This is a genomic window from Longimycelium tulufanense (assembly GCF_014645795.1).
GTDB lineage: Bacteria > Actinomycetota > Actinomycetes > Mycobacteriales > Pseudonocardiaceae > Longimycelium > Longimycelium tulufanense.
Genome location: NZ_BMMK01000012.1, coordinates 91,093 through 117,808, shown reverse-complemented (window position 1 = coordinate 117,808; position 26,716 = coordinate 91,093). Strand labels below are relative to the sequence as shown.

At 70.0% G+C, this 26,716-nt stretch carries 22 protein-coding genes; 16 read left to right on the top strand and 6 right to left on the bottom strand.

The window, feature by feature from the left end:
* Window positions 1-140 precede the first annotated feature (140 nt).
* Complete coding sequence (locus IEY55_RS14590; RefSeq protein WP_189058078.1) at window positions 141-1,328, top strand: sensor histidine kinase; 1,188 nt, start codon at window positions 141-143, stop codon at window positions 1,326-1,328.
* Window positions 1,325-1,954: a response regulator gene (locus IEY55_RS14585; protein ID WP_189058076.1), complete on the top strand. Its 630-nt coding sequence runs from the start codon at window positions 1,325-1,327 to the stop codon at window positions 1,952-1,954. The genes IEY55_RS14590 and IEY55_RS14585 overlap by 4 nt, the downstream gene beginning before the upstream one ends.
* On the opposite strand, the gene IEY55_RS14580 is transcribed toward IEY55_RS14585, so the two are convergent.
* Together IEY55_RS14580 and IEY55_RS14575 are read right to left on the bottom strand one after the other, a co-directional pair.
* Window positions 1,938-2,876: a class II glutamine amidotransferase gene (locus IEY55_RS14580; protein ID WP_229686382.1), complete on the bottom strand. Its 939-nt coding sequence runs from the start codon at window positions 2,874-2,876 to the stop codon at window positions 1,938-1,940. The two genes, IEY55_RS14585 and IEY55_RS14580, sit on opposite strands and share 17 nt — an antisense overlap.
* 425 nt (window positions 2,877-3,301) lie before the next feature.
* Window positions 3,302-4,066, bottom strand: coding sequence for a sigma-70 family RNA polymerase sigma factor (locus IEY55_RS14575; protein ID WP_189058074.1), 765 nt, complete (start codon window positions 4,064-4,066; stop codon window positions 3,302-3,304).
* 337 nt (window positions 4,067-4,403) lie between these two features.
* Between IEY55_RS14575 and IEY55_RS14570 the strand changes: the two genes are divergently transcribed.
* On the top strand, window positions 4,404-4,706 hold the full coding sequence (locus IEY55_RS14570; protein ID WP_189058072.1) for an aldo/keto reductase: 303 nt from the start codon (window positions 4,404-4,406) through the stop codon (window positions 4,704-4,706).
* A gap of 127 nt (window positions 4,707-4,833) precedes the next feature.
* On the opposite strand, the gene IEY55_RS14565 is transcribed toward IEY55_RS14570, so the two are convergent.
* Complete coding sequence (locus IEY55_RS14565) at window positions 4,834-6,516, bottom strand: glycoside hydrolase family 13 protein (protein ID WP_189058071.1); 1,683 nt, start codon at window positions 6,514-6,516, stop codon at window positions 4,834-4,836.
* A 379-nt stretch (window positions 6,517-6,895) separates the two neighbouring features.
* Window positions 6,896-7,354, bottom strand: a complete 459-nt coding sequence (locus tag IEY55_RS14560) for an Hsp20/alpha crystallin family protein (protein ID WP_189058069.1) — start codon at window positions 7,352-7,354, stop codon at window positions 6,896-6,898.
* A 272-nt stretch (window positions 7,355-7,626) separates the two neighbouring features.
* Here IEY55_RS14560 and IEY55_RS14555 point away from each other — a divergent pair, with 272 nt between their 5' ends.
* The 7 genes from IEY55_RS14555 (at window position 7,627) to IEY55_RS14530 (ending at window position 13,724) form a co-directional block, all read left to right on the top strand.
* Complete coding sequence (locus tag IEY55_RS14555) at window positions 7,627-7,908, top strand: metal-sensitive transcriptional regulator (RefSeq protein ID WP_189058067.1); 282 nt, start codon at window positions 7,627-7,629, stop codon at window positions 7,906-7,908.
* Window positions 7,909-7,941: 33 nt separating this feature from the next.
* Window positions 7,942-8,154, top strand: coding sequence for a heavy-metal-associated domain-containing protein (locus tag IEY55_RS14550; protein ID WP_189058065.1), 213 nt, complete (start codon window positions 7,942-7,944; stop codon window positions 8,152-8,154).
* A gap of 49 nt (window positions 8,155-8,203) precedes the next feature.
* Window positions 8,204-10,462 carry a heavy metal translocating P-type ATPase gene (locus IEY55_RS14545; protein ID WP_189058063.1) on the top strand — a complete coding sequence of 753 codons (2,259 nt, stop codon included), beginning with the start codon at window positions 8,204-8,206 and terminating at the stop codon, window positions 10,460-10,462.
* Between the two features lie 56 nt (window positions 10,463-10,518).
* A complete protein-coding gene (locus IEY55_RS32050; protein WP_229686381.1) occupies window positions 10,519-10,671 on the top strand; it encodes a hypothetical protein in 153 nt (50 codons plus the stop codon).
* Window positions 10,672-10,782: 111 nt separating this feature from the next.
* Window positions 10,783-11,151, top strand: a complete 369-nt coding sequence (locus tag IEY55_RS14540) for a hypothetical protein (RefSeq protein WP_229686380.1) — start codon at window positions 10,783-10,785, stop codon at window positions 11,149-11,151.
* Window positions 11,152-11,295: 144 nt separating this feature from the next.
* Window positions 11,296-12,447 carry a PLP-dependent cysteine synthase family protein gene (locus IEY55_RS14535; RefSeq protein WP_189058059.1) on the top strand — a complete coding sequence of 384 codons (1,152 nt, stop codon included), beginning with the start codon at window positions 11,296-11,298 and terminating at the stop codon, window positions 12,445-12,447.
* Window positions 12,444-13,724 (top strand): MDR family MFS transporter, encoded by a 1,281-nt coding sequence (locus tag IEY55_RS14530; protein WP_189058057.1) that lies wholly within the window; start codon window positions 12,444-12,446, stop codon window positions 13,722-13,724. Before IEY55_RS14535 ends, IEY55_RS14530 begins: the two co-directional genes overlap by 4 nt.
* 137 nt (window positions 13,725-13,861) lie before the next feature.
* On the opposite strand, the gene IEY55_RS14525 is transcribed toward IEY55_RS14530, so the two are convergent.
* Window positions 13,862-14,224 carry a hypothetical protein gene (locus IEY55_RS14525; protein WP_189058055.1) on the bottom strand — a complete coding sequence of 121 codons (363 nt, stop codon included), beginning with the start codon at window positions 14,222-14,224 and terminating at the stop codon, window positions 13,862-13,864.
* A gap of 299 nt (window positions 14,225-14,523) precedes the next feature.
* On the opposite strand from IEY55_RS14525, the gene IEY55_RS14520 reads away from it, so the two are divergent.
* The 3 genes from IEY55_RS14520 to IEY55_RS14510 all read left to right on the top strand — a co-directional run bounded on the left by IEY55_RS14520 (window position 14,524) and on the right by IEY55_RS14510 (window position 19,671).
* Window positions 14,524-16,029, top strand: coding sequence for an FtsW/RodA/SpoVE family cell cycle protein (locus IEY55_RS14520; protein ID WP_229686379.1), 1,506 nt, complete (start codon window positions 14,524-14,526; stop codon window positions 16,027-16,029).
* Between the two features lie 164 nt (window positions 16,030-16,193).
* The gene (locus IEY55_RS14515) at window positions 16,194-17,375 is read left to right on the top strand and encodes an LCP family protein (protein WP_229686378.1); all 1,182 of its coding nucleotides are present in this window, start codon (window positions 16,194-16,196) and stop codon (window positions 17,373-17,375) included.
* A gap of 235 nt (window positions 17,376-17,610) precedes the next feature.
* The gene (locus tag IEY55_RS14510) at window positions 17,611-19,671 is read left to right on the top strand and encodes a hypothetical protein (RefSeq protein WP_189058051.1); all 2,061 of its coding nucleotides are present in this window, start codon (window positions 17,611-17,613) and stop codon (window positions 19,669-19,671) included.
* A gap of 326 nt (window positions 19,672-19,997) precedes the next feature.
* Here IEY55_RS14510 and IEY55_RS14505 read toward each other — a convergent pair whose 3' ends face one another.
* Window positions 19,998-21,575 (bottom strand): FAD-dependent monooxygenase, encoded by a 1,578-nt coding sequence (locus IEY55_RS14505; RefSeq protein ID WP_189058049.1) that lies wholly within the window; start codon window positions 21,573-21,575, stop codon window positions 19,998-20,000.
* A 1,160-nt stretch (window positions 21,576-22,735) separates the two neighbouring features.
* Between IEY55_RS14505 and IEY55_RS14500 the strand changes: the two genes are divergently transcribed.
* The 3 genes from IEY55_RS14500 (at window position 22,736) to IEY55_RS14490 (ending at window position 26,699) form a co-directional block, all read left to right on the top strand.
* Window positions 22,736-23,074 carry a histone-like nucleoid-structuring protein Lsr2 gene (locus IEY55_RS14500; protein WP_189058047.1) on the top strand — a complete coding sequence of 113 codons (339 nt, stop codon included), beginning with the start codon at window positions 22,736-22,738 and terminating at the stop codon, window positions 23,072-23,074.
* A 147-nt stretch (window positions 23,075-23,221) separates the two neighbouring features.
* On the top strand, window positions 23,222-23,422 hold the full coding sequence (locus tag IEY55_RS14495) for a DUF8847 domain-containing protein (protein ID WP_189058045.1): 201 nt from the start codon (window positions 23,222-23,224) through the stop codon (window positions 23,420-23,422).
* Between the two features lie 1,150 nt (window positions 23,423-24,572).
* A complete protein-coding gene (locus IEY55_RS14490) occupies window positions 24,573-26,699 on the top strand; it encodes an MMPL family transporter (RefSeq protein WP_189058043.1) in 2,127 nt (708 codons plus the stop codon).
* Window positions 26,700-26,716: the final 17 nt, after the last annotated feature.

The window sequence follows — 26,716 nt, the reverse complement described above, 5'->3', positions numbered from 1 at the left end:
GTCTGCACCTCCCACGCTCGCCCCGTCCGGCCGTGCCGGCATCGCTCCTCGGATCGGACGGGCGACGACGTCCGATCGACACCGGGGTCGAACTTTCGATTGACCCCCACCCCCGCGGGCAGACCTAAACTGGCTGTCGAATGACTGACCGGCCGTTCTCCTCGACCCTGGGACTGCTCCGTGCCGCCGTGCACGGCGTGTTGGTGACCCTGCTGGTGGTGGGGGTCGTCCGGTCCCTGGCCCGTGAGGACGCGCCGGCACCGGCGGTGCTCACCATCGCGGCATTGTTCGCCGCGACCTACGCGGTCGGCGTGGTGTCCGAGCGGCGGCTGCACACCCCGCGCCGGGGGCGCGTCTGGCTGCTCGCCGTGACCGCCGCGTGGGTGGGGTTGGTGTTGACCAGCCCCGACTTCGCGTGGGTCGCCTTCCCGCTGTTCTTCCTGCACCTGCACGTCCTGCCGCTGCGCTCGGCGATGCCGGCGGTGGTGGCGTTGACGGTCGCGGTCATCGCGGCCATCGGCTGGCACGAGGGGCGGCTCGCGGTCGGCTCCGTGCTGGGGCCGATCATCGGGGCCTCGATCGCGGTCCTCATGGCCACCGCATACCGAGCCCTCTACCGGGAGAGCGCCCGACGGCAGCAGCTGATCGACGACCTCGTCCGCACCCGGGACGAACTGGCCGTGGCACAGCGGAAGGCGGGCGCGTCGGCCGAACGCGAGCGGTTGGCCCGGGAGATCCACGACACCCTGGCGCAGGGCTTGTCCAGCATCGTGTTGTTGCTGCACGCCGCCGAGCGGGCCGACGACCGGGGCACGGCGCTGGGGCATGTGCGACGGGCCCGGAAAGCCGCCGAGGAGAACCTGGCCGAGGCGCGGCGTTTCGTGCACGCGCTGACGCCGCCGGCCCTGGTCGGCGGTTCCCTGTCCGAGGCGTTGGAGCGGCTGTGCCACACGACGGCCGAACGCATCGGCGCGCCCATCCGGTGGCATGTCGACGGCGAGCCGTCCCCGCTTCCCACCGAGCACGAGGTGACACTGCTCCGCATCGCGCAGGGCGCATTGGGCAACGTGGCCCTGCACGCACGGGCCGGTTCCGTGGGGGTGACCTTGTCCTACCTGGATGACATGGTGGCGTTGGACGTGGTCGACGACGGCATCGGGTTCGACCCCGAGAACCTCTCGCTCCGCAATGGTGAGGGCGGTGGGTTCGGGCTGCGGGCGATGCGTGGCCGGGTCGACGCGCTGGGCGGCACCCTCACGCTCGAGTCGGCACCCGGTGACGGCACCGCGGTGGCGGTCACCCTGCCCGTGCCCGGGGAGCCGTCATGACGGTAAGGATCCTGCTGGTCGACGACCATCCCGTGGTGCGCACCGGGCTGCGGGCGATGCTCGGTACCCAGCCGGACCTGGAGGTGGTCGGCGAGGCCGAGAACGGTGAGCGGGCGCTGGCGCTCGCGGCGACGCTGCGCCCGGACGTGGTCCTCATGGACCTCCAGCTGGGCGCCGGCATCGACGGTGTCGAGGCCACCCGCCGGATCGTCGCGCTGCCGGAACCGCCCCGCGTCCTGGTGCTGACCACCTACGACACCGATGCCGACATCCTGGCGGCGGTGGCGGCCGGCGCCGCCGGTTACCAGCTCAAGGACACCCCGCCGGAGGACCTACACGTCGCGATCCGCACCGCCGCGGCCGGGGACACCGCCCTGGCGCCCCGTGTCGCCTCCCGGTTGCTGGGCCGGATCCGCGCTCCCGGCACCCAGCTCACCGCCCGCGAACTGGAGGTGCTGCGGCTGGTCGCCGACGGGCTGTCCAACCGCGAGATCAGCCGCACGCTCATGCTCAGCGAGGCCACCGTCAAGACCCACCTGGTTCGGATCTACGACAAGCTCGGCGTGGACTCCCGTACGGCGGCGGTCGCCGCCGCCCAGCGCAGCGGGCTCATCCGCGACCGCTGACGCGCAGGGGCACGGTTTCTACCTCGCCCCCGCGACGGATCGTCACGACCGTGGACGGCGGCACCTCGATCCAGTGCGGTCCGTAGTGCAACTCCAGCGGCTCGGAGACGACGATGACGGCCTTCTCGGGAATGGGGATGCGGTCACCGGCGCAGGTTCGCAGGGCCTCCGGGCCCGCGTTGTAGTAGAGCGTCTTGGCGGTGTCGTCGGTCGCGTACCGCCACGCGTAGATCACCTCGCCGTCGGTGGTGGCGCCGGTGCACCGGAAGACGCCGTCGACCCCACGGTCCCGCTGTGCCCGCTCCACCCTGGCGATCGTGCGTTCGATGGCCCGGACAGGGTCCTCGGCGAGGCCGTAGGTGAGGGCGAGGAAGAAGCACGTCTCGGTGTCGTTGTTGCCCTTGATCGACGGGTACAGCTCCGGCGCGATCTCGAACCGGAGATCCCGCACCACGTGCTCGAACTCGTCGATCTCGCCGTTGTACTGCCACAACCACCGGTCGTGTTGGAACGGGTGGCAGTTCGTGCGGGTGACCGTGCCCCCCATCGCCGCGCGGATGTGTGCCAGGAACAGGCCGGAGCGCACCTGCTCGGCGATCCGGTGCAGGTTGGCGTCGTTCCACGCCGGCCGGACGTCCCGGTACACCCCGGGAACCTCGCGCTCGCCGTACCAGCCGAGACCGAAGCCGTCGCCGTTGGTCGTGACCGCCCCGGGGTGCTTGGCGTGCGCCATGGGCGAATGCGGCAGGTAGTTCTGCCGGGCGTACATGCTCTGGTCGATCAGCGAGTGGCTGGGACGCACGACCAATGTGTCCATGAAGATCGGCTCACCCGAGTACGCCAACCATCGACACATGACCCGCCTCCGATCACCGTTGGTGACCAGTGTGGCGTGCCGGTGTCCGTCCTGCCTGTCGTCCACGGAACTCGCGATGGGTGGCTGGGTTGGTGGCGGGGGCGAATCACTCGCGACCGAAAGGTGACGACGAGGGGAACGGCGGGTGTTCTCCAGGTGTAGAAAACGGACCGGGTGCGTGCGTTCGCTTCTACTGTTATTCCGTCTCCCGGAAGGGGGGTGAAACGCGTGGAGATCCTCGTGCGATTAACGGCGCTGGGGTTTGCTGTCGCGTCCAATGGGGGCGGAACCGAACAACACAACCGGGGCCGGTGGGCGGGTGGCATCGGGGTAATGGAGGCGAAGGCACGCTCCGTTGCGTCCGGCGTGGTGGACCAGTGCATTGGGAAAGTTCGGGTCAACCTGCATGATCGCTCGATCTTTCCGACCAGGCCCCTACGTGACATGCCTGCCGCGGCGCGCCGCCAGCCGGCTGCCCTTCCACCACCCGGTCAGGCCGACCGCGCCACGGCCATCCGCATCGACCTGTTGACGTGGGCCAGTTCCGTCGCCACGTCCTGGCACCGCGGGCACTCGGCGAGATGGTCCTCCACCCGGGCGGCCTCCTGCCCGTGCAGCCTCCGCCGGGCCCATGCGCCCAGGCGGCCGGCCGTGCCCCGGCACGCGTGGGCACCCACCGGGGCGACGTGGGCCTGCAAATACGCCTGGCGCAGCTTCTCCCGTGCCCGGTAGGCCAGCGCGGACACCGCGTTCGCGGTCATCCCGAAGACCGCGGCGGTCTCGGCGGGGGAGCGGCCCTCGATCTCGGTGTACCAGAGCACGGTGCGCCAGCGCGGAGACAGCCGGTTGAACGCGTCGAGCGCGAGCCACCGTTCCACGCACCGGCCGGTCTCGTCGGTGACCCCGTGCGCCCCCGCCACGGACTCCAGGTCATCGAGGTACACCTCGCGCTGCGACCTCCGGTGCCGTTCGTGGATCGTGTTGCGCACGGTGACGAGCAGGTAGCCGCGGAAGTTGGCGTCGGGGCCGGCCCCGGCGGTCAACAGCGCGAACACCTTGGCGAACGCCTCGGCGACGACGTCCTCGGGATCCTCGCCCGAGAAGCACAGCTGCGCCGCCAGACGGCGCGCCGCGCGGACATGACGGTGGTAAAGATCGGCGAACGCCTCGGTCGTACCCCCTCGGACCGCATTGATCAAATTCTGGTCGTAGCCGTTCGGGTCGGATGGGGCAGTTTCGGTTTGCTCCGCCGTCACGCTTCATCTCCCTCGTGCTGTGCCCACCTTGGTCGAGAGAGGGGGAAACACGCAGAGCATGACACCATTACCGCGTGGATATATGGGTGAGCGGAGAAGTGTCTCACGTGGTGGAAACTCGGAGGGTCTCGTTATGGTTCCGGTTATTCGTCGAGTACTGAATATAAGCTCGGTGGCGGCGACACCCCCGGCACCTTATCGGCTACCGGGATGGCCGGCTGGCCGAAACCGCTCAGCGGCCGGGAGCCGATGTCCTCACCAGTCCCGTGGCTCCGCTGGTGGCGGTGACGCGGGAGGAGCGATCGGGTGAGGACGAGAGGGTTGCGGGAGGCGGGTCGTGAAGTACCGGACGCTCGGGGCCGGTGGGCTGCGGGTCTCGGCGATCGGACTCGGTTGCATGAGCATGTCGGTCGCCCACGGTGTCGCGGACGAAGCGGAGTCAGGTGGTCCTGGCGATGAAGTTCGCCTCCGGCACGATGCGGACAGCGGGCGGGTGAACGATGTGGACACCTCGCCGGAGTACGTTCCGGTCTCCCGTGACGCGTCGCTGTGTCGGCTCGGCGTCGACCACATCGACCTCTACTACGTCCACCGCCGCGATCCCGAGGTCCCGATCGAGGACACCGTCGGTGCGATGTGAGGAAGCCGGACGATCCGGGCCCCAACGCGACGAATCGCGCTGGGGTGTTGCGAATGTGGTCGGCAGCACTGACATGGTGGGGAGGTGCTTCGCCGCAAGGCAACGATCTGTGCTGATGTGCGTGCGGCTAATCCGCCGTAGCGCTCTCGCTTTTCCCACTGTTGAGCCAGATCGCGTGGTCCGGCGGTAGAAGGCCATCGCCGAGCGGGCAGCTGACCAACAGCGGCTCGCTGCCTTCGGGGAGCGGGAACGGGTCGGGGGAGAGGTTCACCGCGCACAGGAAGTTCGGATCCCGAGCGAAGAGCAACACGCCGGAGGGTGCCTCGAGCCACCGCAGCGTGCCACCGCCGAGCGCCGGGTGTTCCCGTCGGATCCGGAGCGCGGCCCGGTACAGCGACAGCATCGAGTGCTCGTCATCGGCCTGCGCCTCGACGGTGTAGTCCTTCCACGCCACCGGTTGCGGCAGCCATGGCCGCGCGCCCTCGCCGGGGCCGAAGCCGAACGGTGGCGTATCCCCGGACCAGGGAAGGGGAACCCGGCAGCCGTCCCGACCCCGCACGGCGTGCCCGGACCGCTCCCAGGTCGGATCCTGCAGCAGCTCCTCGGGCAGATCCTCCACCTCCCACAGCCCCAGCTCCTCGCCCTGGTAGAGGTAGGCGCCACCGGGCAGGGCGAGCATCAACAGTGCCGCGGCCCTGGCGCGCCGAACCCCCAGCTCCAGGTTCACCGCCTCGAGCAACGCCTCCCGGCGCGGACCGTGGCCGCTGGTGTGCGGCCGGCCGTAGCGGGTGACCTGCCTGGTGACGTCGTGGTTGGCCAGCACCCACGTGGTCGGGGCACCGACCGCGTGCAGCGCGTTCATCGTGGTGTCGATGACCTCGCGGAGCCGGTGCGGGTGCCACGAGCAGCGCAGGAAATCGAAGTTGAACGCGGTGTGCAGCTCGTCGACCCGTACGTAGCGGGCCAGTCGGGCCGGGCTGGCCACCCATGCCTCGGCCACGAACATCTGTTCACCCGGGTACTCGTCGACCAGCCGTCGCCACGAGCGGTAGATCTCGTGTACCGGGTCCCGATCCCAGTGCGGGTGGTCCAGCCGGTCCGGTGGCTCCATCACGTCCTCGTGGTCGACGCCCAGGTTCGGGAGGCCACGTTGCTTGACCAGCCCGTGCGCGACGTCGATCCGGAATCCGTCGATCCCCCTGTCCAGCCAGAACCGTAGGATGTCGAGGAACTCCGCACGAACGTCCGGGTGTTCCCAGTTCAGGTCCGGCTGCTGGGGCGCGAACAGGTGTAGGTACCACTCGCCCGCCACGTCGTCGGGCGCTCGGCTCCAGGCCGGGCCACCGAACACACTGCGCCAGTCGTTGGGCGGCAGCTCCCCGTCACGTCCCCGGCCCGGGCGGAACACGTAGCGGTCCCGTTCCCGGGAACCGGGTTCCGCGGCCAGTGCGGCCTGGAACCAGGGATGGCGGTCCGAGGTGTGGTTCGGCACCAGGTCGATGACCACCTTCAGACCGCACTCGTGGGCCTCGCGGATCAGGGCCTCGGCGTCGGCCAGCGTGCCGTAGGTGGGATGGATCGAGCGGTAGTCGGCGACGTCGTAGCCCCCGTCGGCCATGGGTGAGGGGTACCAGGGGGTGATCCAGACGGCGTCCACGCCGAGGTCACGGAGATAGGACAGGCGCGAACGGATCCCGCCGATGTCGCCGGTCCCGTCACCGTCAGCGTCCGCAAAGCTGCGGATGTAGATCTGGTAGATGACGGCACCGCGCCACCACGCCGCATCGTGCACCAAAGGCAGCTCGTCCATACCGGATACTTCTACGGGCGGGGTTCGGTCTCGGGAAGGACGGCGGGCCGAACCGGTCGTAACCCGATCAGGTTGCACTGAACATGATCAAGCACGTACGGCGGGCGATTCTCGCCTCGGCTACCGGGAACTCGGGAGGCATCTGATCCGACACGTCGGTCAGGAGGTGGTGATGGCAACCGAGCCGAGGCGCCCGCGCCCCGATCTCGTGCACCTCAACCTGGTGGACCCCAACTCGGGCGGGTCGCGGCGAGGGACCATGTTGGACCGCACCGGCCAGCGGCACGCGAGCAGGCCGCCATGGCGTCCGATCACACCGTGGATCCACGTCGTCGCCCCAGCCCGCGGCGGTCGGCCGGGGCGGCCCGGCCCCCGCCGGTCACCGCCTGGTGATCTGGATCCTGCGCGGCTTGGCCCCCTCGGCCTTCGGGATCCGCAGTGTCAGCACGCCGTCGGCCAGGTTCGCCTCGATCCGCTCGGCGTCCACGTCGTGCGGCAGGCTCGTGCGGTACTCGAAGTGTCCGGTCCGCCGGGTCCGCCGGCGGACCAGGCCCTCCCGTCGGGTCTCCCGCAGCTCGCCGGTCACGGCCAGCTCGGTGCCCACCATCTCGACGTTGAGGTCCTCCTCCCGCACCCCGGGGACCTCGACGTCGACGATGTAGGCGTCGTCGGTCTCGCACACGTCGGCCAGCGGGGACCAGCCCGCCGTCGAGGCGAGGTTCGGCCCCAGGACCGACTCCCACAGCCGGCCCATCTGCGTGTAGAGGTCCTCGAACTCGCGGAACGGATCCCACCGGGTGGTCGGGTGCTCGGAGCGTGGGGCAGGCAGTGTCGTCATCGCGTCGGCCCTCCTCAACTCTTGCCGTCGGGCGCGAGCCGTCGCCGGGGCTCGGCGCCCCGTAACCCCGGTTACCCCGGCCCCCGCGGCGCTAAGCAGGCCCACCCTCGTCGTGCCGTCGGACGGGAGGAGCCCTCCGAGACGTCGCGCACCCTCCCCGAACCGGGCGGCATGCCCAGCGCGTCGACAGGTGACCGAGGACACTCTTATCCCTACCCCCCTAGGGTATAAGGTCGGGCACGGGAAGCGCCGAAAGCGCTAGGGAGGCGGCAATGCGCGGCTACACGGCTGACAAGGACGACTACCTCAAACGGCTACGTCGCATCGAAGGTCAGGTCCGCGGTCTCCAGCGGATGATCGAGAACGACGAGTACTGCATCGACGTGCTGACGCAGATCTCGGCGGCGACAAAGGCATTGCAGGCGGTGTCGTTGGGGCTGCTCGACGAGCACCTCCGGCACTGCGTCGCGCAGGCGGTCGCGGAGGGCGGCGAGGGGGCCGAGGCCAAGGTGCGCGAGGCCAGCGCGGCCATTGCCCGGCTCGTCCGCTCCTGACAGGAAGTTCCACCGAGGGAGAAAGAGGATCCGATGTCCCAGAGCACCTACACCGTCACCGGGATGAGCTGCGGGCACTGCGCCAACGCGGTCACCGAGGAGCTGGGCAAGATCGCCGGCGTGTCCGAGGTCGCGGTGGACGTCCCCGCCGGACTGGTGACGGTGACCAGCGCGGAACCGTTGCGCGAGGAGGACGTCCGCGTCGCGGTCGAGGAGGCGGGCTACGAGCTCACCGGCGTCAACTGACACCCGCCGACGCCGAGTCCGGACACCGGAGTAGAGCGAGGAGGACGCCATGAGCTCGGCGCTGTACGAGCGGGCCGGCATTCCCAGCCGGGTCGAGCTGGCGATCGGCGGCATGACGTGCGCGTCCTGCGCCGCACGCATCGAACGCAGGCTCAACAAGCTCGACGGGGTCACCGCGACCGTCAACTACGCCACGGAGACGGCCCAGATCGAGTGCCCGGCCGGCATGGACCCCGATCAGCTGGTGGCCCAGGTGCAGGCCGCCGGCTACACCGCGACCCCGCGCCGGCAGACCGCGGACTCCGATGCGGCCGAGGGGGCCGTGCCCGGGGACGAGACCGCCGATTTGCGTCTTCGGCTGCTCGTCTCGGTGGTGGCCGCCGCGCCGGTCATCGCCATGGCGATGATCCCGGCGCTGCAGTTCCCGTACTGGCAGTGGGTGTCGCTGATGCTGGCCAGCCCGGTGGTGCTCTGGGGCGGCCTGCCGTTCCACCGCGCCACCTGGGCCAACCTCCGGCACGGCAGCGCCACCATGGACACCCTCATCACCATGGGCACGCTGTCGGCGTTCCTGTGGTCCTTCTACGCCCTGGTGTTCGGCTCGGCCGGACGGCCCGACCTCACCCACGGCTTCGAGATCACCGTCCGGCGGATGTCCGGGGACGGCAACATCTACCTGGAGGTCGCCGCCGGGGTGATCACCTTCATCCTGGCGGGTCGGTACTTCGAGGCCAGGGCCAAACGGCGCGCCGGTGCCGCGCTGCGGGCCCTGCTCGAGCTCGGCGCCAGGGACGTGGCCGTGCTGCGGGACGGCCGGGAACAGCGGGTCCCCATCGGCCAGCTGGCCGTGGGGGAGGTGTTCGTCGTGCGGCCCGGCGAGAAGATCGCCACCGACGGCATGGTCGTTGACGGCGGTTCCGCGGTCGACATGAGCATGCTGACCGGGGAGTCGGTACCGGTGGAGGTCGGCCCGGGCGACCAGGTGGTCGGCGCCACCGTCAACGCCGGCGGCCGGCTGGTCGTGCGCGCCACCCGGGTAGGCGCCGACACCCAGCTCGCGCAGATCACCAAGCTGGTGACCCAGGCGCAGAACGGCAAGGCCGCGGTCCAGCGGCTGGCCGACCGGATCTCCGCGGTGTTCGTGCCGACCGTCCTCATCCTGGCGCTGCACACCCTCGTCGGCTGGCTGGTGTTCGGCGGCACCCCGGCTGAGGCCTTCACCGCCGCGGTGGCCGTACTGATCATCGCCTGCCCGTGCGCCCTCGGCCTGGCCACGCCGACCGCGCTCCTGGTGGGCACCGGTCGCGGTGCGCAGCTGGGGATCCTCATCAAGGGGCCGGAGGTGTTGGAGTCCACCCGGCGGGTGGACACGGTCGTGCTCGACAAGACCGGCACCGTCACCACCGGACGGATGGCCCTGATCGAGGTGCACGCGGCCAACGGGGTCGAGGTGGCCGACGTACTTCGGTTCGCCGGGGCGGTGGAGTACGCCTCCGAGCACCCGATCGCTCGCGCCATCGCCGAGGGTGCCGCGGCACGGGTCGGGGCCCTGCCCCCGGTCACGGGATTCGGCAACATCGAGGGTCTCGGGGTGCGCGGCATCGTCGACGGCCGCGCGGTGATCGCCGGCCGGGTCACCCTGCTGGAGCGGTCGGGAGCACGGATGCCGCGCACGCTCGACCGGATCAGGCAGGCGGCCGAGCAAGCCGGCCGGACCGCGGTGGTGGTGGGCTGGGACGGCGCCGTGCGTGGCGTCCTGGTCGTCGCCGACACGGTCAAGCCCACCTCGGCCGAGGCGGTCCGGATGCTCCGCGATCTGGGCCTCACCCCGGTTCTGCTCACCGGGGACAACGCCGCGGTGGCGCACTCGGTGGCCGCCCAGGTGGGCATCGACCAGGTCATCCCGGAGGTGTTGCCCGCCGACAAGGCGAACGTGGTCCGGCAGCTGCAGGCCCAGGACCGGGTGGTGGCCATGGTGGGCGACGGCGTCAACGACGCGGCGGCCCTGGCCCAGGCCGACCTGGGCCTGGCCATGGGCACCGGCACCGACGTCGCGATCGAGGCCGCCGACCTCACCCTGGTCCGGGGTGACCTACGGGCCGCGGCCGACGCGATCCGCCTGGCCCGCCGCACCCTGGGCACGATCAAGGGCAACCTGTTCTGGGCCTTCGCCTACAACGTGGCGGCGCTGCCGCTGGCCGCCCTCGGCCTGCTCAACCCGATGATCGCCGGCGCGGCCATGGCCTTCTCGTCGTTCTTCGTGGTGAGCAACAGCTTGCGGCTGCGCAGTTTCCGCGCCGCGGCCTGACCGGGTTCGCCTCGACACCCCTCACCCAGGTGGGGGTGTCGAGGCGAATTCGCCTTGTGCGCAATGCCACGGACGCGCTGATCGCGCGCGGTTGTGTGCCGTCGACACCCGTCGTCGGACCCGGCGGCTTCGGCGACAAAAACGCAGCGGAGCCGGCGGGTCGAATGTGCGGTGAAACCGGCGTGAAGGAACTCGGCGCCGGATTGTGACCCACCGTTATTACCCCACTGGAGGTAGCGCAAATCGGGTGAACCTTGTTAGTCTCGCCGCGAGATCGGTTCCTTCTTCGGCTAGTGTTCACGGTACACCCTGTTGTTTTGGTGTCGGTGGTGGTCAACGTGCGGGTTGTGTTACTCGCGGTGCTCCTCATGGGGCATCTGCTGAGTTGCCTGGCCGCCGTGCCCGACCCCGGGGTGGCCACCGGCGCCCGACCGCTCGCCGCGTCGGTGACGGCCGATATCGACTGTCACGGCAGGCATCTTCCGGACCGGCAGGGGCACGCGCACACGGGTTGCGACGTGGTCCGCACCGCCTCCAGCGAGGTGTCCGCGCCGTTGCCGGGTCCCGGCGCCGAATCGTTCGTGGTGTCCGCCGAGTCCGGTGTTCCCGGCTCGGTTCGTGCGGCTTCCGATGAGAAGAAACCGGCCAAGAAACGGCCGCAGTGCGTCCTGTGCGTGTGGCGGAACTGAACCATTCTCGGCCGCGGTACGTGTTTCACCCGACAGCTGATCGCCGCCCGGCGGTCGGTGACCCTGCGTGCCGCAATTCGCCGCTCCCCGCATTCACCTCTTCCTTTGCGCACGAGCGCGCCCGAACCAATCGTGAGGACGTCAATGACCAGCGACGCCGTCAATGCTGTCACCCTCGCCGTCGAGCGGGGCCGGTCGTCGATTCCGCTCACCACTCCCGCCCGCCTCGTCCCCTCCGCGTGGTCGGCCTGCGACACCCCGGCCGGACTGGTCGGCAACACGCCGGTGCTCTGGGTTGGTGAGCCGCTCTGCCCGCCCGGACGCGGCTTCTGGGCGAAGCTGGAGGGGGCCAACCCGGGCGGGATGAAGGACCGGCCGGGGCTGCACATGGTCCGCTGCGCCCGAGAACGCGGCGACCTGCGCCCGGGCGCCTCGATCGTGGAGTCCACCAGCGGCACCCTGGGACTGGGCCTGGCGCTGGCCGGCATGGTCTACCGGCACCCGGTGCACCTGGTCACCGACCCCGGACTGGAGCCGTCCGTCGAGGGCCTGCTCACCGCCTACGGGGCCGGCGTGCAGCGGGTGACCGAACCACACCCGGTCGGCGGCTGGCAGCAGGCCCGGCGGGACCGGGTCGCCGAGCTGCTGGCCGCCGAGCCGGACGCGTGGTGCCCGGACCAGTACCACAACCCGGACAACGTGTCCGCCTACGCCGGGCTGGCCACCGAACTGGTCGCCCAGCTCGGCCGGATCGACGTCCTGGTGTGCAGCGTGGGCACCGGCGGGCACTCGGCCGGTGTCGGCGCGACCCTGCGCCAGTTCTTCCCGGACCTGCGGGTGGTCGGCGTGGACACGGTGGGGTCGACCATCTTCGGCCAACCCGCCAGGCCGCGGCTGATGCGCGGGTTGGGAAGCAGCATCCATCCCCGCAACGTGGCCTACCCGCTGTTCTCCGAGGTGCACTGGGTGGCTCCGGCCGAGGCGGTGTGGGCCTGCCGCACGCTGGCCGCCAGCCACTACACCTCCGGTGGCTGGAGTGTGGGCGCGGTCGCCCTGGTGGCGTCCTGGCTGGCACGCACGCTCCCGCAACAGGTTCGCATCGCGGCGGTCTTCCCGGACGGGCCGCACCGCTACCTGGGCACCGTCTACGACGACGACTTCGCCGGTGAACACGGGCTGTTGGGCGTCGAGCCGGCCGCGGACCCCGACGAGATCGACCATCCACTGCACACCGAGGTGCGGCGATGGGCCCGGTGCCGCACGGTTGTGGATCCGGTCGCGGAGGGGCAGCGGTGAGGGCCACGCTGACCCAGTACCGGTCGTTCGACCGTGCGATCCGGTTGCTGTTGCTCAACCAGCTCGGTATCAACCTCGGCTTCTACATGTTGATGCCCTACCTCGCGGATCATCTTTCCGTCGGGCTCGGCCTCGCCGGCTGGTTGGTGGGGCTCGTGCTGGGTGTGCGCAACCTGTCGCAGCAGGGCATGTTCCTCGTCGGTGGCAGCCTGGCCGACCGGTTCGGCTACAAGCCGCTCATCGTCGCGGGTTGTGCCCTGCGTACGGCCGGGTTCGGGTTGCTGGCGGTGGTGGATTCGCTGCCGGCGTTGGTTGTCGCCTCCGCGGCCACCGGGTTCGCCGGAGCGTTGTTCAACCCGGCGGTGCGCGCCTACGTTGCGCACGATGCCGGGGAGCGTCGGGTGGAAGCGTTCGCGTTGTTCAACGTCTTCTACCAGACCGGGATCTTGGTGGGCCCGCTCGTCGGGGTCGCACTGACCAATGTGGACTTCCGTGTCACCGCGGGGGTCGCCGCCATCGTGTTCGCCGGCCTGACCGTGTTGCAGGCCAGGGAACTGCCGTCCCGCCGCGCGGAGTCCGGTCGGGCGGAGCGGGTGCTGACCGAATGGCGCGCGGTGCTCACCAATCGTCCGTTCCTGTTGTTCTCGTTGGTGATGATCGGTTCCTACGTGCTGCAGTTCCAGGTCTATCTGTCGCTGCCGCTGGAGATCCGCCGGTTGGCCAGCAACGAGACGAGCGCGACGGCGGGTGTGGCCGCGTTGTTCGCCACCTCGGGACTGCTTGCGGTGCTGTGTCAGGTGCGTTTCACCGCCTGGCTCAAGCAACGGGTTCCGCCCTCCCGCGCCATGGCGTTGGGCTTGGGCCTGATGTCCGTGGCGTTCCTTCCTCCGGGGCTGGCCGCGGTGCTGCCGGAGGTGGGCACGTCGGGCTGGTGGGGCACCGTGATCGCGTTCGCGCCGGTGGTGTTGTGCGGCCTGACCCTGACCATGGGAACGCTGGTGCTCTACCCGTTCGAGATGGACACCATCGTGACTCTTTCCGGGAACCGGCTGGTCGCCACCCACTACGGGCTCTACAACACGCTGTCCGGTCTCGGGATCACACTGGGCAACCTCGGCGCCGGCGGTGCACTCGACCTGGCCCGGGACTGGGGCCAGCCCGGCCTTCCGTGGCTGACGCTCGGCGTTGTCGGTGTTGCGTGTGTAGGTGCGCTGGCATTCCTGGAACGCACGGGACGGCTCACGGCGGACGTGACGGCGAAAGCACCCGTCGTCTGACCTTGGCCGGGGCCACCCGTCACCCGGCGAGTGGCCCCGGCCTGGTGGTCCGCCGACCGCGCGGTATCGAGGATGAAGCTTGTCGTGGGCGAAGTGAGTGATTTGCCTGATCCGTCAGAGCGGGCGTCCGGGCGGTGTCAACGGTTGCCGAAGAACAGCGGGCGGCCGATGCGGGCCTCGATCCGTACGTACCGCCACAACCGGTGCTGGCCGACGCGTGTTTCCCGCACCAGGTCACAGATCGCGACCACGGTGTCCATATCCGGTGCGTCGACGAGCACGTAGCTGGTCCACGGCCAGGAGGTGTTGGCACCCACCGAGACCCGGTCGTCGTCGAGCGTGCCGAGCACCGTCACACCGAACCGGTTCGTGAGGTTGGCGAAGGCGTGCTCCAGCGCCTCGGCCACGGCCGCCGACTCCTCGTCCGGCGCGTCGAAGAAAGCCTGGGTCGCGCCCAGGCAGAACAACACGCGCAGCGGCGTGGTGGTGGGCACCGACACGTCCCCTCCCAGTCGTGATCGAGCCGGGTACCCCTCCGAGCCTAGATCGACATCGCTGAGACGGGTGACATGACGTCCCCATTCGTCGCGTTTGGTTGCGTCGATCGTCCGGTTTGCCGGTATGGCGTCGCTCTCCTCGGAGCACAGCCCCCCGATCGGATGACCAAATGGACGAGCCGCGTCGTCCCGGTTCCACCCGATCGACCGATGAGCGGGCCCGACGGGCGTCGGAACGTCGAGAGGGGAGGGGCGCACGGGCCGCCGTGTGCCGGCGGTGTGCTGGGGAGGGAAGGGAAGCCTTGGAGAACGAGATCGCGCCGCCGGCGTCCCGCCCGGCCGCGTTCCGTCGCCTCGAGCTGGCCCTCATCCTGCTGGCCGGCGTGGTCGTCGCGGGGGCGCTCGCGCTCACCGACGCCAACCTTGGCCGGGGCCTGTCCACGGCACCGCTGGAGCTGGCCGGCGGGTTCCTCTGCCTGTTCCTGATGGCGCACGTCGCGGTCCGGTTGCTGGCACCGCACGCCGACCCGCTGTTCCTGCCGTGCATCGCCCTGCTCAACGGCCTGGGCATCGTGCTGATCTCCCGCATCGACGCCAGCGTGGCGGACCGGGCCGCCCGGCTGGGCCAGCCGATCCCGGCCGGCGACGCACCCAAGCAGCTCGCCTTCACCGCTGCCTCGGTGCTCATCTTCGTCCTCATCCTGGCGTGGGTCCGCGCCCCGCGGCAGCTGCGCCGCTACGGGTTCGTCTGCGGCCTTCTCGGGCTGGGCATGGTCCTGTTGCCGGTGCTGCTGCCCAGCGCGTTGTCCGAGGTCAACGGAGCCAAGCGGTGGGTGAAGCTGGGGCCGGTCTTCCTCCAGCCCGCCGAGCTGGGCAAGGTCGCGGTCCTGGTGTTCGTCGCGACGTTCCTCGCCCTCAAGCGGCAGCTGCTGCTCACCGTCGGCCGGCGGGTGATGGGCATGACGTTCCCCAGGGCCCGGGACCTCGCCCCGGTGCTGTGGGTGTGGGCGGTGTGCATCGGGGTGGCCGCTCTGGGCAAGGACCTCGGCACCGCCCTGCTGTTCTTCGGGACCGTGCTCGCGATGCTCTACGTCGCCACCGAGCGGGTGCGCTGGGTCGTCGTGGCGCTCGGCGTCTTCGTCCTCTGCTGCGTGGTGGCCTACCACGTGTTCGCCCACGTGCAGGTCCGGGTGGAGGCGTGGTCGGATCCGTTCGCGCACTACGACGGCGCCGGCTACCAGATCGGCCAGGGCCTGTTCGGTATGGGTACCGGCGGGGTGCTGGGAACCGGGCTCGGCCTGGGACGCCCGGACCTGGTCCCGTTCGCCCGCACCGACTTCGTCACCGCCGCCCTCGGTGAGGAGCTCGGACTGGCCGGCCTCACCGCCGTACTGCTGCTCTACCTCGTGCTGGTGACCAGGGGGCTGCGTGCCGCGATCGTGTCCCGCGACGACTTCACCACACTGCTGGTCACCGGGCTCGCCTTCTCCCTGGGGTTCCAGGTCTTCGTCGTGGTGGGTGGCGTCACCACCCTCATCCCCCTCACCGGCATGCCCATGCCGTTCCTGTCCTACGGCGGGTCCTCGCTGATGGCCAGCTACCTCGTTGCCGCGCTGCTGGTCCGCGCCTCCGACAACGCCCACCGGCCAGCGCCGGAACGGCCACCCCAGCGTGCCCCGCTCCAGGAGGCGGCAACACACCTGATGCACCGACCGAGCAGGAGTGCCAGATGGAGAACGGTTGGAGACCAGCCCGGCAGCACGACCGGGTCCCGCCACGTCCACTCCCACACCCCGACACCGAGGTGACCCGGCCCATCGGGCGGGTGGACGGCCGGCGGCACCGGTGGAACCAACCGGTCTCCGGCACCATCCGGCGGCACCCCGAACCGCGGTCTACGCGCGGATCCGCGCCCCCTCGTCGCGCGACAGCCCGGCGCGGGCGGGGCGGGTTCCGGCGCGCGGCGAAGATCGTGACCGCCCTGGCGGCGACCACCGTGCTGGCCACCACGGGATTCGCCTGGGCCACGCTGCGCGACCTCCAACGCGGACTCCTCACGTCCAACGCGCTCGGTGACGCCGCCGCGGCGCCCGGTGCGCCGATGAACATCCTGCTCATCGGTCTGGACAGCCGGCGGGACCAGCAGGGCCGACCATTGCCCCGGGAGGTCCTGGACCAGCTGCACGCCGGAACCAGCGACAACGGCGGCTACAACACCAACACCCTCATCCTCATCCACGTCCCCGCCGGCGGCGGCAAGGCACGCGCGTTCTCCATCACCCGCGACAGCTACGTGGACGTCCCCGGCGAGGGAAAGCGGAAGATCAAGGAAGCCTACGGACTGGCGAAGTTCCGGACCGAACAGCGTCTGATGGCGCAGGGCGTCGAGGACCAGGCGACAGTGGAGCGGGAAGGCCGGGAGGCCGGCCGCAAGGCCACCCTCACCGTGGTGCGCAACCTCACCGGGGTACCCATCAACCACTTCGCCGAGGTCAACCTGGCCGGCTTCTACCAGCTCGCCACCGCCTTGGGCGGCGTGGAGGTCTGCCTCAACAACCCGGTGCACGACAGCTTCTCGGGCGCGAACTTCCCCGCCGGCAAGCAGACCCTGGGCGGCGCGCAGGCGCTCGCCTTCGTCCGGCAGCGGCACGGGCTGACCAACGGCGACATCGACCGCACGCACCGTCAGCAGGCGTTCCTCGCCTCCGTGGCGCACAAGCTCCGGGACCAGGGCGCGTTCACCAACCCAGCCACCCTCCAGCGACTCCTCGACGTGGCCAAGCAGTACGTGGTCATCGACAGGGGCTGGGACCTGCTGTCCTTCGCCCGGCAGGCACAGAACCTCAGCGGGGGCAACATGTTCTTCGAAACGTTGCCCATCGAGGGTTTCGCGAAGATCAATGGTCAGGACGTCAACCTCGTCAATCCCGACAAGACCAGGAAGATCGTGCGGGAGGCGTTCGGCGAGAAGGTGGGTGACAAGGCCGCACCGACACAGGGACCGGGCGCTGCCCCCGCACTCCAACCCGGCACAGGCGCACCCGGAGGGAACACCACGGGAGTCGTCGAGCCCAACGCGGCCGTCGCGGGACCCACCACCTCCGACTCCGAGGGCGAGGTCGTCAAGGTGGACGGGATCCCCTGCGTCGACTAGCGGTTCCCGCGGCGGAGGAACGACGGTTCCCGTGGCGCGGCGCTCACCCGCATCCGCGTTTCCGTGGGATGGCCGGTCCGGCAACCGCGTGCCCGGGCCTGTCCGATCCACCGTGCGGACCGGCCACCGCCGGGCCATCACCCGGTGCGGTGAGCGCCGGTGAGCGCCTTTGCGGACTGCTTCCTAGCCTTGGTCCAGCCCGTCCGGGCACGGTGGCCACCCCGGGGAGGAAGCCATGCGGTGGGGCAGGTGGCTGGCCAGTGGAGTGGCCGCCATGCTGGCGTTAGCGATGGCGGTCGGCCCGGCCGCTCAATGGCGTCCCGCCGCGGCCTCCTGGCACGAGGACGATCGTCTTGTCCGGCAACGGAACGCCGTCCCACACGGCGGGGTGCGGACCGTGATGTCCGGCGGCAACACCATTGGTGCCTGGCTCAGGGAGGAACAGCCACGGGCCGATGGCTTCCGGCACATCGACAGTCCGGCCATGGTCTCGCGGTTGAAGGCACTCGGCGTCACCACCTACGTCTTCACCGTGTGGGAGGTGCGCAGCGACTGGGACGACCTTCGTGACGAGTTCGCGCCGCTGGCCCAGCAGAACGATCTCGACATCTGGGTCTACCTGGTGCCGCCGAGCGAGTGCTGGTCGCCCGAGGGCAGGTGCTCGTACCCCTACGAGCTCGACTTCGTGGCGTGGGGTGCGGCCATCGCGGAACTGTCCCTGGAGTACCCGAACATCACGGCCTGGGCGATCGACGACTTCAACTTCAACGAGGGAACGTTCACCGAGACCTACGTCGAGCGGTTTCTGGACACGCAGCGGGAGATCAACCCCGAGCTGGCCTTCTACGTCACCGCCTACTTCGGCTCCGCCACCGATGATCGCTTCCTGAACAAGTACGGCGCACATGTCGACGGTCTGATCTACCCGTACCTGGGCAACCACAACAACGTCCAGGATCCCGACCACGTGCGGGCAAACGTCGAGCTGATCCGGAGGAAGACCGAGCCGCGTGACCTTCAGCTGATCTTTCTCGTCTATGCCAACAGGTTCCTGGATGCACCCCGGCCGCCCACCGAGGACTACGTCGACAAGGTCCTCACCGATGCGATGTCCCTGATGGCAAACGGGGATCTGGCCGGTGTGTTGGCCTACGGCACACCGCTGGACGAGGCACCGCAGGTCAACACCGACCACGAGGCCCGCAGCGGTAACGGCAGGGTGAGCCTCCTCACGCAGGGACCGACCGACCCGGACGACTACGCCGAGGTGTGGCAGGAAGCGACCGTGGAACCCGACGCGTCCAGCCACCGGATCTCCTTCTTCCACCGCGACCTTCACCTGTGGAGCGCACCTGAGATCCGGCATCGGAAGGAGGTGCTGGTCAACAACGTCGTGGTGTGGTCCGAGGACGTGACCGCGACCGATGACGAGTGGCAGGAGGTCATCGTCGATCTCACCCCACTGCTCAAGGGCAGGAGCCAGGCGCGGCTGGCGTTCCGGTTGGTGGAGCTGGAAAGCGCGCACGGATGGGACATCGATGTCGAGGTTGCCTTCGAGCACGTCACCGCAACCGGTCTCACCCTCACCGACCCCGGCTTCGAGACGTCCAGCGCGTGGCACCCCTTCAGCAGCCGCCCCGGCCGGCTACTTCCGTCGATCGACAGGTACCTCCCGGACCGTCCGCAGCGGATATTCAACGTGGTTGCCAACCACTTCGGTGGGGACGAGGCCGAGCTTCCGGACCATCCGGCCGTGGCCGGCGCTGCGAACCGCTCGATGTATGGCAGGGGCTGGCTCCGGCTCGCCATCGACGAGAACACCTGGCTCGACGCCGGGGTCTGTGCCTCCGCCACGCAGTCGGTGCCGCTCGACACGCAGGCCGAGCGGTACGAGATCTCGTTCTGGCACCGTTCCGGTCGCCGAAGCATGTCCGGGCATCTCCGTAAGGAGGTTCTGGTCAACGGGCACCTGGTCTGGGCGGAGCACACCAACGGCCCGTGGGCACGCCTCTGGATGAACGGACACATCCTGCAAGGGCCCATCGACATCACCGAGCAGGTCGGGACGAGGGACGTCGTCGAGGTGACGCTGCAGGCATGCACGGTGGCCGAGGGACACCACGCGCCCCTCGATGTCGGCTTCGACACCATCGAAACCGTCGGACTCGACCTCCGCAACGCGGACTTCGAGACCGCCGACGGGTGGGTCACCACCAGCACCCATCCCGCGATGAACTCGGCCGTGCGTCGAGCCGACATCACCGCCTACCCGCTCGACGAGGTGTCTTCGCAGTGATCTGGTGCCGGTCCGGCCGGTGAATGCCATGCCGTGTCCGCAACGGACGCTGCCGACATCGCCGGCGCATCGCGGCTGACTACCCAGCCTGACGGGCGGGTGATCCGCCGCCGCCGCCCGTCACTGTTGCGCGGCCGTTCCATGATCTGCCGAGGTGCGGTTGAGCACGGCCGGCCCGCTGTCCCCATGGGGCCGCCGTTGTCCCCCGGGCTACGCCCAGCATTCTGTCGCTGACGTTTCTCCGGGCATGGGGGAGGGGCAGCGAACCGCGAACTCCTCCCTCGTGGACAACGCCACACCGCGAGGCGATGGCTCAGGACACGTTCTTACACGTTTCCTGAACGGTTGCCCGTGATACGCCGGTAGACCGCGTGCACGGCGGAGATCCGGCTCTCCACCGCCGCCACGTGCCCGTCCGGACGGACCAGGCACACCGAGTTCGGCGGGCATCCCAGCCGCGTTGCCACCCGCCCACCCGGGTCCAGCAGCAGCCTGCCCCGCAGTCCCGAACCAGGTGGCACATCCCACCGGGAGACCAACCAGTGCGTGTACGTGGGGGAAGAGGCGGGGAGAGAGGGGCGGCGGCGCGCGTCGCCGAAGTGCAGCGCCACGAAGCAGTCGTGCGCCAGCTGGTGAATGCTCACCGGCCCGTCCGGGCCGCGTAGCACGGTATCCGGCACGCGATCGCCGACCCGCACCGGCGGCGGGCTGTCCTGGGTGCGCAGCAGGCTGGACCGGCCCTCGCTGTCCAGCCGTACCCCCAGCAGCGAGCGGGTGCTCACCGTGCCCCACGACCCGGACACCGTCCGTGAGCCACGACGCGCGATGAGCCGGCGGGCCGCCTCCGCCAGCTCCCCCGCCCCGTGCGCGGCCAGCGGGTGCTGCTCGACCTCGTAGCCGTCGAGCAACTCCGCACTCGCCCGGTTCCGCAGCACCCACGCCAGCCGCCACGGCAGGTTGCTCGCGTCCAGCACCCCGACGTTGAGGCCCAGTGACCACAGCGGGCTGACCGAGTGCGCGGCGTCGCCGAGCAGGAAGACCCGGCCCACCCGCCAGCGCTGCGCCACCTGGTGGTGGGCGGTGTAAACCTGGCTGTCCAGCACGTGCAACCAGTCGATCTCACCGAGGAAGCGGCGCACCCGGGCCGCGATGCCCATCGGCGTCGGCGGTGGTGACTCGGGCGGCACCGGGTAGATCAGCCGCCAGTACTCGGGAAGCCGGACCAGCACCAGCCACTCCGCGGGGTCGACGAAGTAGCTGAGGTAGGGGTAGTCGCGCGGGTTGGCCAGATCGAGGTCGATCTCCACGTCCACGATCGCGTGCGACTCCGGCGGGGTGGTGCTCGGCGCGGCGACCCCGATCAGCTGACGCACCGTGCTGCGGGTGCCGTCGCAGCCGAGCAGGTAGGGCGTCTGGAACTGGTACTCGGTTCGCGCCGTGCGCACGGTGGCGGTGACCCCGTCGTCGCCATCGCGGAGATCGGTGAGCCGATGGCCGGTGCGCAGCTCGCCGAGGCCGGTGCGGAGCAGCACCCCGGCCAGCAGGCTGGTGAGTCGGTGCTGCGGGAGGTTGGCGAGGAAGGGAAACCGGGTGTCGCCGGCCAGCAGGTCGAACTTGACGGTCTGGGTGCGGCGGCGCGTGAACCGGTCGAGGTCGCCGATCTCGTCGACCCGTAACGCCGCGGAGACCACGTCCTCGGCCGCGCCGTAGCGGTCCAGGACCTCCAGGCTGCGCGACACCAGCACTCCGGCCCCGGCCCCGGTCGGCAGGTGTTCGTCCGCCTCCAACACCACGGAGCGGATGCCGTACCGGGCCAGGCCGAGCGCCGTGACCAGCCCGATGGGGCCGCCGCCGGCAACCAGCACCGGCCCCGCCACACCGCTGCCCGGACGGTGACCGTTCACGACTCCATCAAAGGGCAACGGGCTGCCGTGTCACTCCGCCATCGGGGCTACAGCACCCGGGAAACGGCTCTGTTGGCTATTTTTCTTCGTCCATCCGATGATGGCGACGGGGTCACGGACGGGTCACGATCCGGGTGGGAAGAAGCTGGCTTCCGCCGGTGGAGTGTTCGATGCGGGCGGAACCGGTGGGGTTTCGATATTCGGTCCGGACGGTGGGCTCACCCTCCGGTTCGACGCGTGGAGGATCCGTGCCCGTTCCCGCGGCCCGGACACCGCCGGTCGCCGCCGTTCTCCGGCGGCACACGGTGTGAACCTTCAACCGTTCTCCGGGGCAGTTGTCCGTGCTCGCGGGAGCGGCCGCCGGTGATCGGCTCGGGGACGTGATGTACCCCGCTGATGCGCCGCGGCCGGTTCCGGCCGTCTTTGTCCGGTGGAACGCGTGTGGCGAATCTGTTTCGTATCAGCCGTCGCGCCCCGGGTGGTCCACGCGCACGCCTCCTTCGGCGCGCTTGATCCCCGCCGGCAATTTCGCCCCGCGATGTGCTCGATCAGGTGATCAAGGTCGACGACGGCCTGGACCAGCGACGACGGCCGTGGGGATCACGACCGCGACGCGGTTGTCTCGTCACCGGTGCGGATCACCTCATCACTCTCCAGAAGTGCGGACGTTGATCGGAACGCAGTGCCCGCAACGCGGCTCGGGTGAGCAAGATTCGGCCGATTGGTGCGCTCTGCAGAATCGCGTGCACCCCCGGTAATCATCTGCTTCCCGATCGGTGTTGCCGGCGACCGGGGTCGGTTCCGCGTCCTCGGTTCCGCCATGCGGCGTGCCCGCCCCGCGCGAGCGGAGGTCCGAAAGTTCCGCCGGCGTTGCTGCGGTCGGGGGTTGACATCGCCCCGCCAGTCGGCGCATCCGGGAGAAGGAGGGGGAATATTTCACAGGGAGCACAGTTCGCTCCCTCTTTCGATAACGCCTGGTGGTGTGCTGGCCCCGCGTCGCGTGGTCGCGACTACTGGCGTGGCGGGGGCGGTCGGCCAAAGGGTTCCCCGTTCCGGCAGAAATGCGTCATAATTGCGATAGTTGGGGTCTTCGGAGTAAGGTGAGAGCCCCGGCATGGAAGACGTGGTTTGAATGCGCGGTATCGGGGAGGACGAGGTATATGGCGCAGAAGGTCACCGTGGAACTGGTCGACGACTTGGACGGCACCCGCGCCGAGGAGACGGTCGAGTTCGGATTGGACGGCATCAGCTACCAGATCGATCTGTCGAAGAAGAACGCGAACAAGCTGCGGAGCGCGCTGGAGAGCTACGTGGCGCAGGCGCGGCGGGCCGGTGGGCGCAAGCGTGCCGGGGCCCGGCGGGGCGGTCGGATGGCCGCCGCGGACCGGGAGCAGAACCAGGCGATTCGGGAGTGGGCGCGCAAGCGTGGCATGAAGGTCTCCGAACGCGGCCGTATCTCCACCGAGGTTCTGGAGGCGTACCACGCGGCGAAGAAGTAACGGTCGCGGCCGAGCCGGCGCCGGACTGAACCGGGTCGAGCCCGGATCCGACCGCTCCGGGTTCGACCCGCCGGCGCCGGCCGCGGCCTGCCCTCCCGTCCTGGCGATGCGTACCCTCAGGTGGTGGTCGCCGGAGAGGGGAGGAACGTGAGCCCGCAAACGTATCTCGCCCGCTTTGTGGGCGGTCCACTGGACGGGCGGTGGGAGACGTTTTCCGCACCCGCCGGGGCACCCCTGCAGACCGTCACCCACGTGTACCTGCATGGTGGACCGAAGATCCTGCACCACTACGATCTGAGCTACAGCGACGAGCAGGGTTGGGAGTACCGGCTGCGGGCGGCACAATAACGTCCCGCCCTCTTCCTCGCCCGGCCCGGTGGTGCCCGAAGGTTCTCGCCCGGCGATCTGTCGAAACGCCCGCCGGCCACCGCCGCCCGTGGTTCTGCAGTCCGGTTAGCCGTCCGCCTTCCTTCGGTTCAGATGGTGGGATCTCGTGGCGTACGTCAACGCGGGTGGGCGACAGATCTGTCGGTCGCCCCGGTACGCTTCCCGTCCGGATTGACACCGGGTGTCATCATCCGCGGTGTCCTCAATCATGGGGCTCGGGCCGGTGGCGTTGTTGGGCTACCACCGAGGCAGCTATGCCCGCCAGATCTCTGTCAAAAATCCACCGAACAGAGCTGCCCGCCGTGTGGTTGTGATCAAGTCCTTCGGGTCCACCCACCCGGGCCGGGTGCGACGCGTTGCCGGGCGTTGTTTCGCCGGCTAATCACAGACCCGGGAGGCCATGGACCGGCGGAATTCGACCCGAACGACGCGGCGCCGATGAGTGCGCATCGGGGCCCGGGCCCCGGCGGGAGCCCGGAGCAGGAGGCACCCGTGCGGTCGAGGCGATCTGCTATCCCGAGGCAGGTCGATGCCGGGCAGCCCTCCGGTCGCGACCGGTGTCCTGGCCCGCGCGCGGAGGGAAGGTCCCGGGCCGACCCGATTGATCGCTCGATCTCGGCTGCCAGCGGTCCACCTCTCGTGCTACAGGCCCCGGTGGCTGGTTACCCCTCAAGGCGCAAGCCTCAGGCGCGTTCCCAGCGAGTGCCGGGAAGGTCGGGGCCAGTCGTGGCCACCCGGTTGCGACTCATCCGGCCATACCACCCGCACCGTCCAGCCACTCGTGGCCGGTCCCCGCGCCCTCCAGCCGTTGCCACGCACGCAGCCTGAGTTTTAGGAGTTCCTCGACGTAAGGAACTTGCGGCCGCTCCCGCACAGCGCAAGCGCATCAACCGACCCGCTTGTCCCTTCGGACACTACGTCCCCCATCCGCCCGCGCGTCCCGTTTGTCGCCCAACCGGCTGTGTGGATACTCACTGACGGCGCAGGACTTGTTGCGCCGGGTGGGTGCCCCAGGTGAGTTTGGGTCCGGTGCGGGCACGCCCCGCCGACCCCGCCGTGCGCTTCGCAACTCCCCCGCGAAGGCCGCCGCACCCGCGCGAGGAGGACGCCGATGCCAGCCACCCGCACCGGCCCGCCCCGCCACCGCCTGGCCCCCGCCGGGGGCGGTGGTGCGGCCCGCTGGACGGTGACCGGCCTGTTGCTGGTGGCCTGGCTCGTGCTCGGCGTGTTCGGGGCCCCGTTCCTGAGCAAGCTCAGCGACGTCCAACGCAACGACGCGGCGTCGTTCCTCCCGGCGAGCGCGGAGGCGACCGAGGTCAGCGATCTGCAGAAGCGGTTCGCCGAGCGCAACGTGCTCCCCACGGTGGCCGTCTTCGAGCGTCCCAGCGGCCTGACCCCGCAGGACAGTGCCGCTGTTGCGGCCCGGGTGGCGGCGTTGGGCGGCGTCGCCGGGCTGGCCGGTTCGGTGCCCGCACCGATCCCGTCCCAGGACGGGCAGGCGGCGCAGGTCGTCGTGCCGGTCGACGGGCAGGACGGTGCCCGGGCCGGCAAGGTGGCCCAACACGTCCGTGAGGTCGTCGGCCACGACCTCCCGGACGGGTTGTCGGTGCACGTCACCGGTCCCGGTGGCTACGCGGCGGACCTCGGCGAGGTGTTCGCCGGCATCGACGGCAAACTGCTGATCGTCACCGCGCTGGTCGTCGCGGTGATCCTGGTGATCGTCTACCGCAGCCCGTTGCTGCCACTCGCGGTGCTCGTGGGCGCCGGTGTCGCGCTGGCGTTGGCGTCCCTGGTGGTCTATCCGTTGGCCAAGCACCAGATCGTGAACCTCAACGGCCAGACCCAGGGCATCATGCTGATCCTGGTGTTCGGCGCGGGGACGGACTATGCGCTGCTCATGGTGGCGCGATACCGCGAGGAACTGAGTCGGGTCGGTTCCAGGTGGATCGCGATGGGGCGGGCATGGCGCGCTTCCCTCGAGCCGATCGCGGCTTCCGCGGGCACGGTGATCGCCGGCATGCTGTGCATGCTGTTCAGCGATCTCGGCTCCAACAAGGGCCTCGGCCCGATCGCGGCGATCGGCATCGCGGCCGCGCTGTTGTCCGCCCTCACCTTCCTCCCGGCCGCGCTCGTCCTCTGTGGACGGTCGGCGTTCTGGCCGTTCCGGCCGGAGTTGCGTCCGGAGGACGAGGCGGCCGGACCGCGGACGCTGTGGGCCAGGGTGTCCCACCTGGTGGGGCGCCGGCCCCGGGCCACCTGGCTGGTCACGGCCCTCGTCCTGCTCACCGCGGCCGTGTTCGTGCCACAGCTCAAGGCGGACGGGGTCGCCAACCACGATGTCTTCCTCCAGCGCGCCGACGCCGTCACCGGCCAGGAGGTGCTCAGTCGGCACTTCCCCGGCGGGATCGGCACTCCTGCCGTGATCGTGGCGAAGACGGACGCCGCGCCACAGGTCCTCGATGCGGCCAAGAAGACCGACGGCATCGCCGATGTCGTGATCACACCGGAGAACCCAGCCGACCCCGGTACGCCCAAGACCGTGGACGGACTGGTGGAGATGACCGCGACCCTGCGGGCGTCGGCGGACTCCGAGGAAGCGATCGACACCGTGCGTCACCTGCGCGACGCGGTGCACGCGGTGCCGGGTGCGGACGCGAAGGTGGGGGGCGAAACCGCCAACCAGCTGGATGTACGGGACACCGCGCTACGGGACCGCACCGTGATCATCCCGATCGTGCTGGTGGTCATCTTCGTGCTGCTGGCGCTGCTGTTGCGCGCGATACTGGCGCCCCTTCTGCTGATCGCCACCGTGGTGTTGTCCTTCGGCGCGACGCTCGGCGTCGCCGCGCTGGTCTTCAACCACGTGTTCCACTTCCCCGGCTCGGACCCGTCGGTGCCGCTCTACGCGTTCGTCTTCCTTGTCGCGCTGGGCATCGACTACAACATCTTCCTGATGACCAGGGTCCGTGAGGAGGCCATGACCAAGGGGACTCGGGAGGGCACGTTGCACGGGCTCTCGGTCACCGGTGGCGTGATCACCTCGGCTGGGGTGGTCCTCGCGGCCACCTTCGCCGCACTGTCGGTGCTGCCGATCCTCTTCATGGCCCAGATCGCGTTCTTGGTCGCCTTCGGTGTCCTGCTCGACACCCTGGTGGTGCGCTCGCTCCTGGTGCCGGCGCTGTCGGTGGACGTGGGCCGACGCATCTGGTGGCCCAGCCGCCTCGGCCGCAACCGTTGACCGGGCGCTTGGCTGGC

What these genes read in the sequence shown, in the direction of transcription:
- IEY55_RS14535 (WP_189058059.1), top strand. Translation starts at nt 11,296, where the DNA reads ATGACCAGCGACGCCGTCAATGCTGTCACCCTCGCCGTCGAGCGGGGC.
- IEY55_RS14590 (WP_189058078.1), top strand. Translation starts at nt 141, where the DNA reads ATGACTGACCGGCCGTTCTCCTCGACCCTGGGACTGCTCCGTGCCGCC.
- IEY55_RS14555 (WP_189058067.1), top strand. Translation starts at nt 7,627, where the DNA reads ATGCGCGGCTACACGGCTGACAAGGACGACTACCTCAAACGGCTACGT.
- IEY55_RS14500 (WP_189058047.1), top strand. Translation starts at nt 22,736, where the DNA reads ATGGCGCAGAAGGTCACCGTGGAACTGGTCGACGACTTGGACGGCACC.
- IEY55_RS14565 (WP_189058071.1), bottom strand. Translation starts at nt 6,516, where the DNA reads ATGGACGAGCTGCCTTTGGTGCACGATGCGGCGTGGTGGCGCGGTGCC.
- IEY55_RS14490 (WP_189058043.1), top strand. Translation starts at nt 24,573, where the DNA reads ATGCCAGCCACCCGCACCGGCCCGCCCCGCCACCGCCTGGCCCCCGCC.
- IEY55_RS14560 (WP_189058069.1), bottom strand. Translation starts at nt 7,354, where the DNA reads ATGACGACACTGCCTGCCCCACGCTCCGAGCACCCGACCACCCGGTGG.
- IEY55_RS14585 (WP_189058076.1), top strand. Translation starts at nt 1,325, where the DNA reads ATGACGGTAAGGATCCTGCTGGTCGACGACCATCCCGTGGTGCGCACC.
- IEY55_RS14510 (WP_189058051.1), top strand. Translation starts at nt 17,611, where the DNA reads ATGCGGTGGGGCAGGTGGCTGGCCAGTGGAGTGGCCGCCATGCTGGCG.
- IEY55_RS14550 (WP_189058065.1), top strand. Translation starts at nt 7,942, where the DNA reads ATGTCCCAGAGCACCTACACCGTCACCGGGATGAGCTGCGGGCACTGC.
- IEY55_RS14545 (WP_189058063.1), top strand. Translation starts at nt 8,204, where the DNA reads ATGAGCTCGGCGCTGTACGAGCGGGCCGGCATTCCCAGCCGGGTCGAG.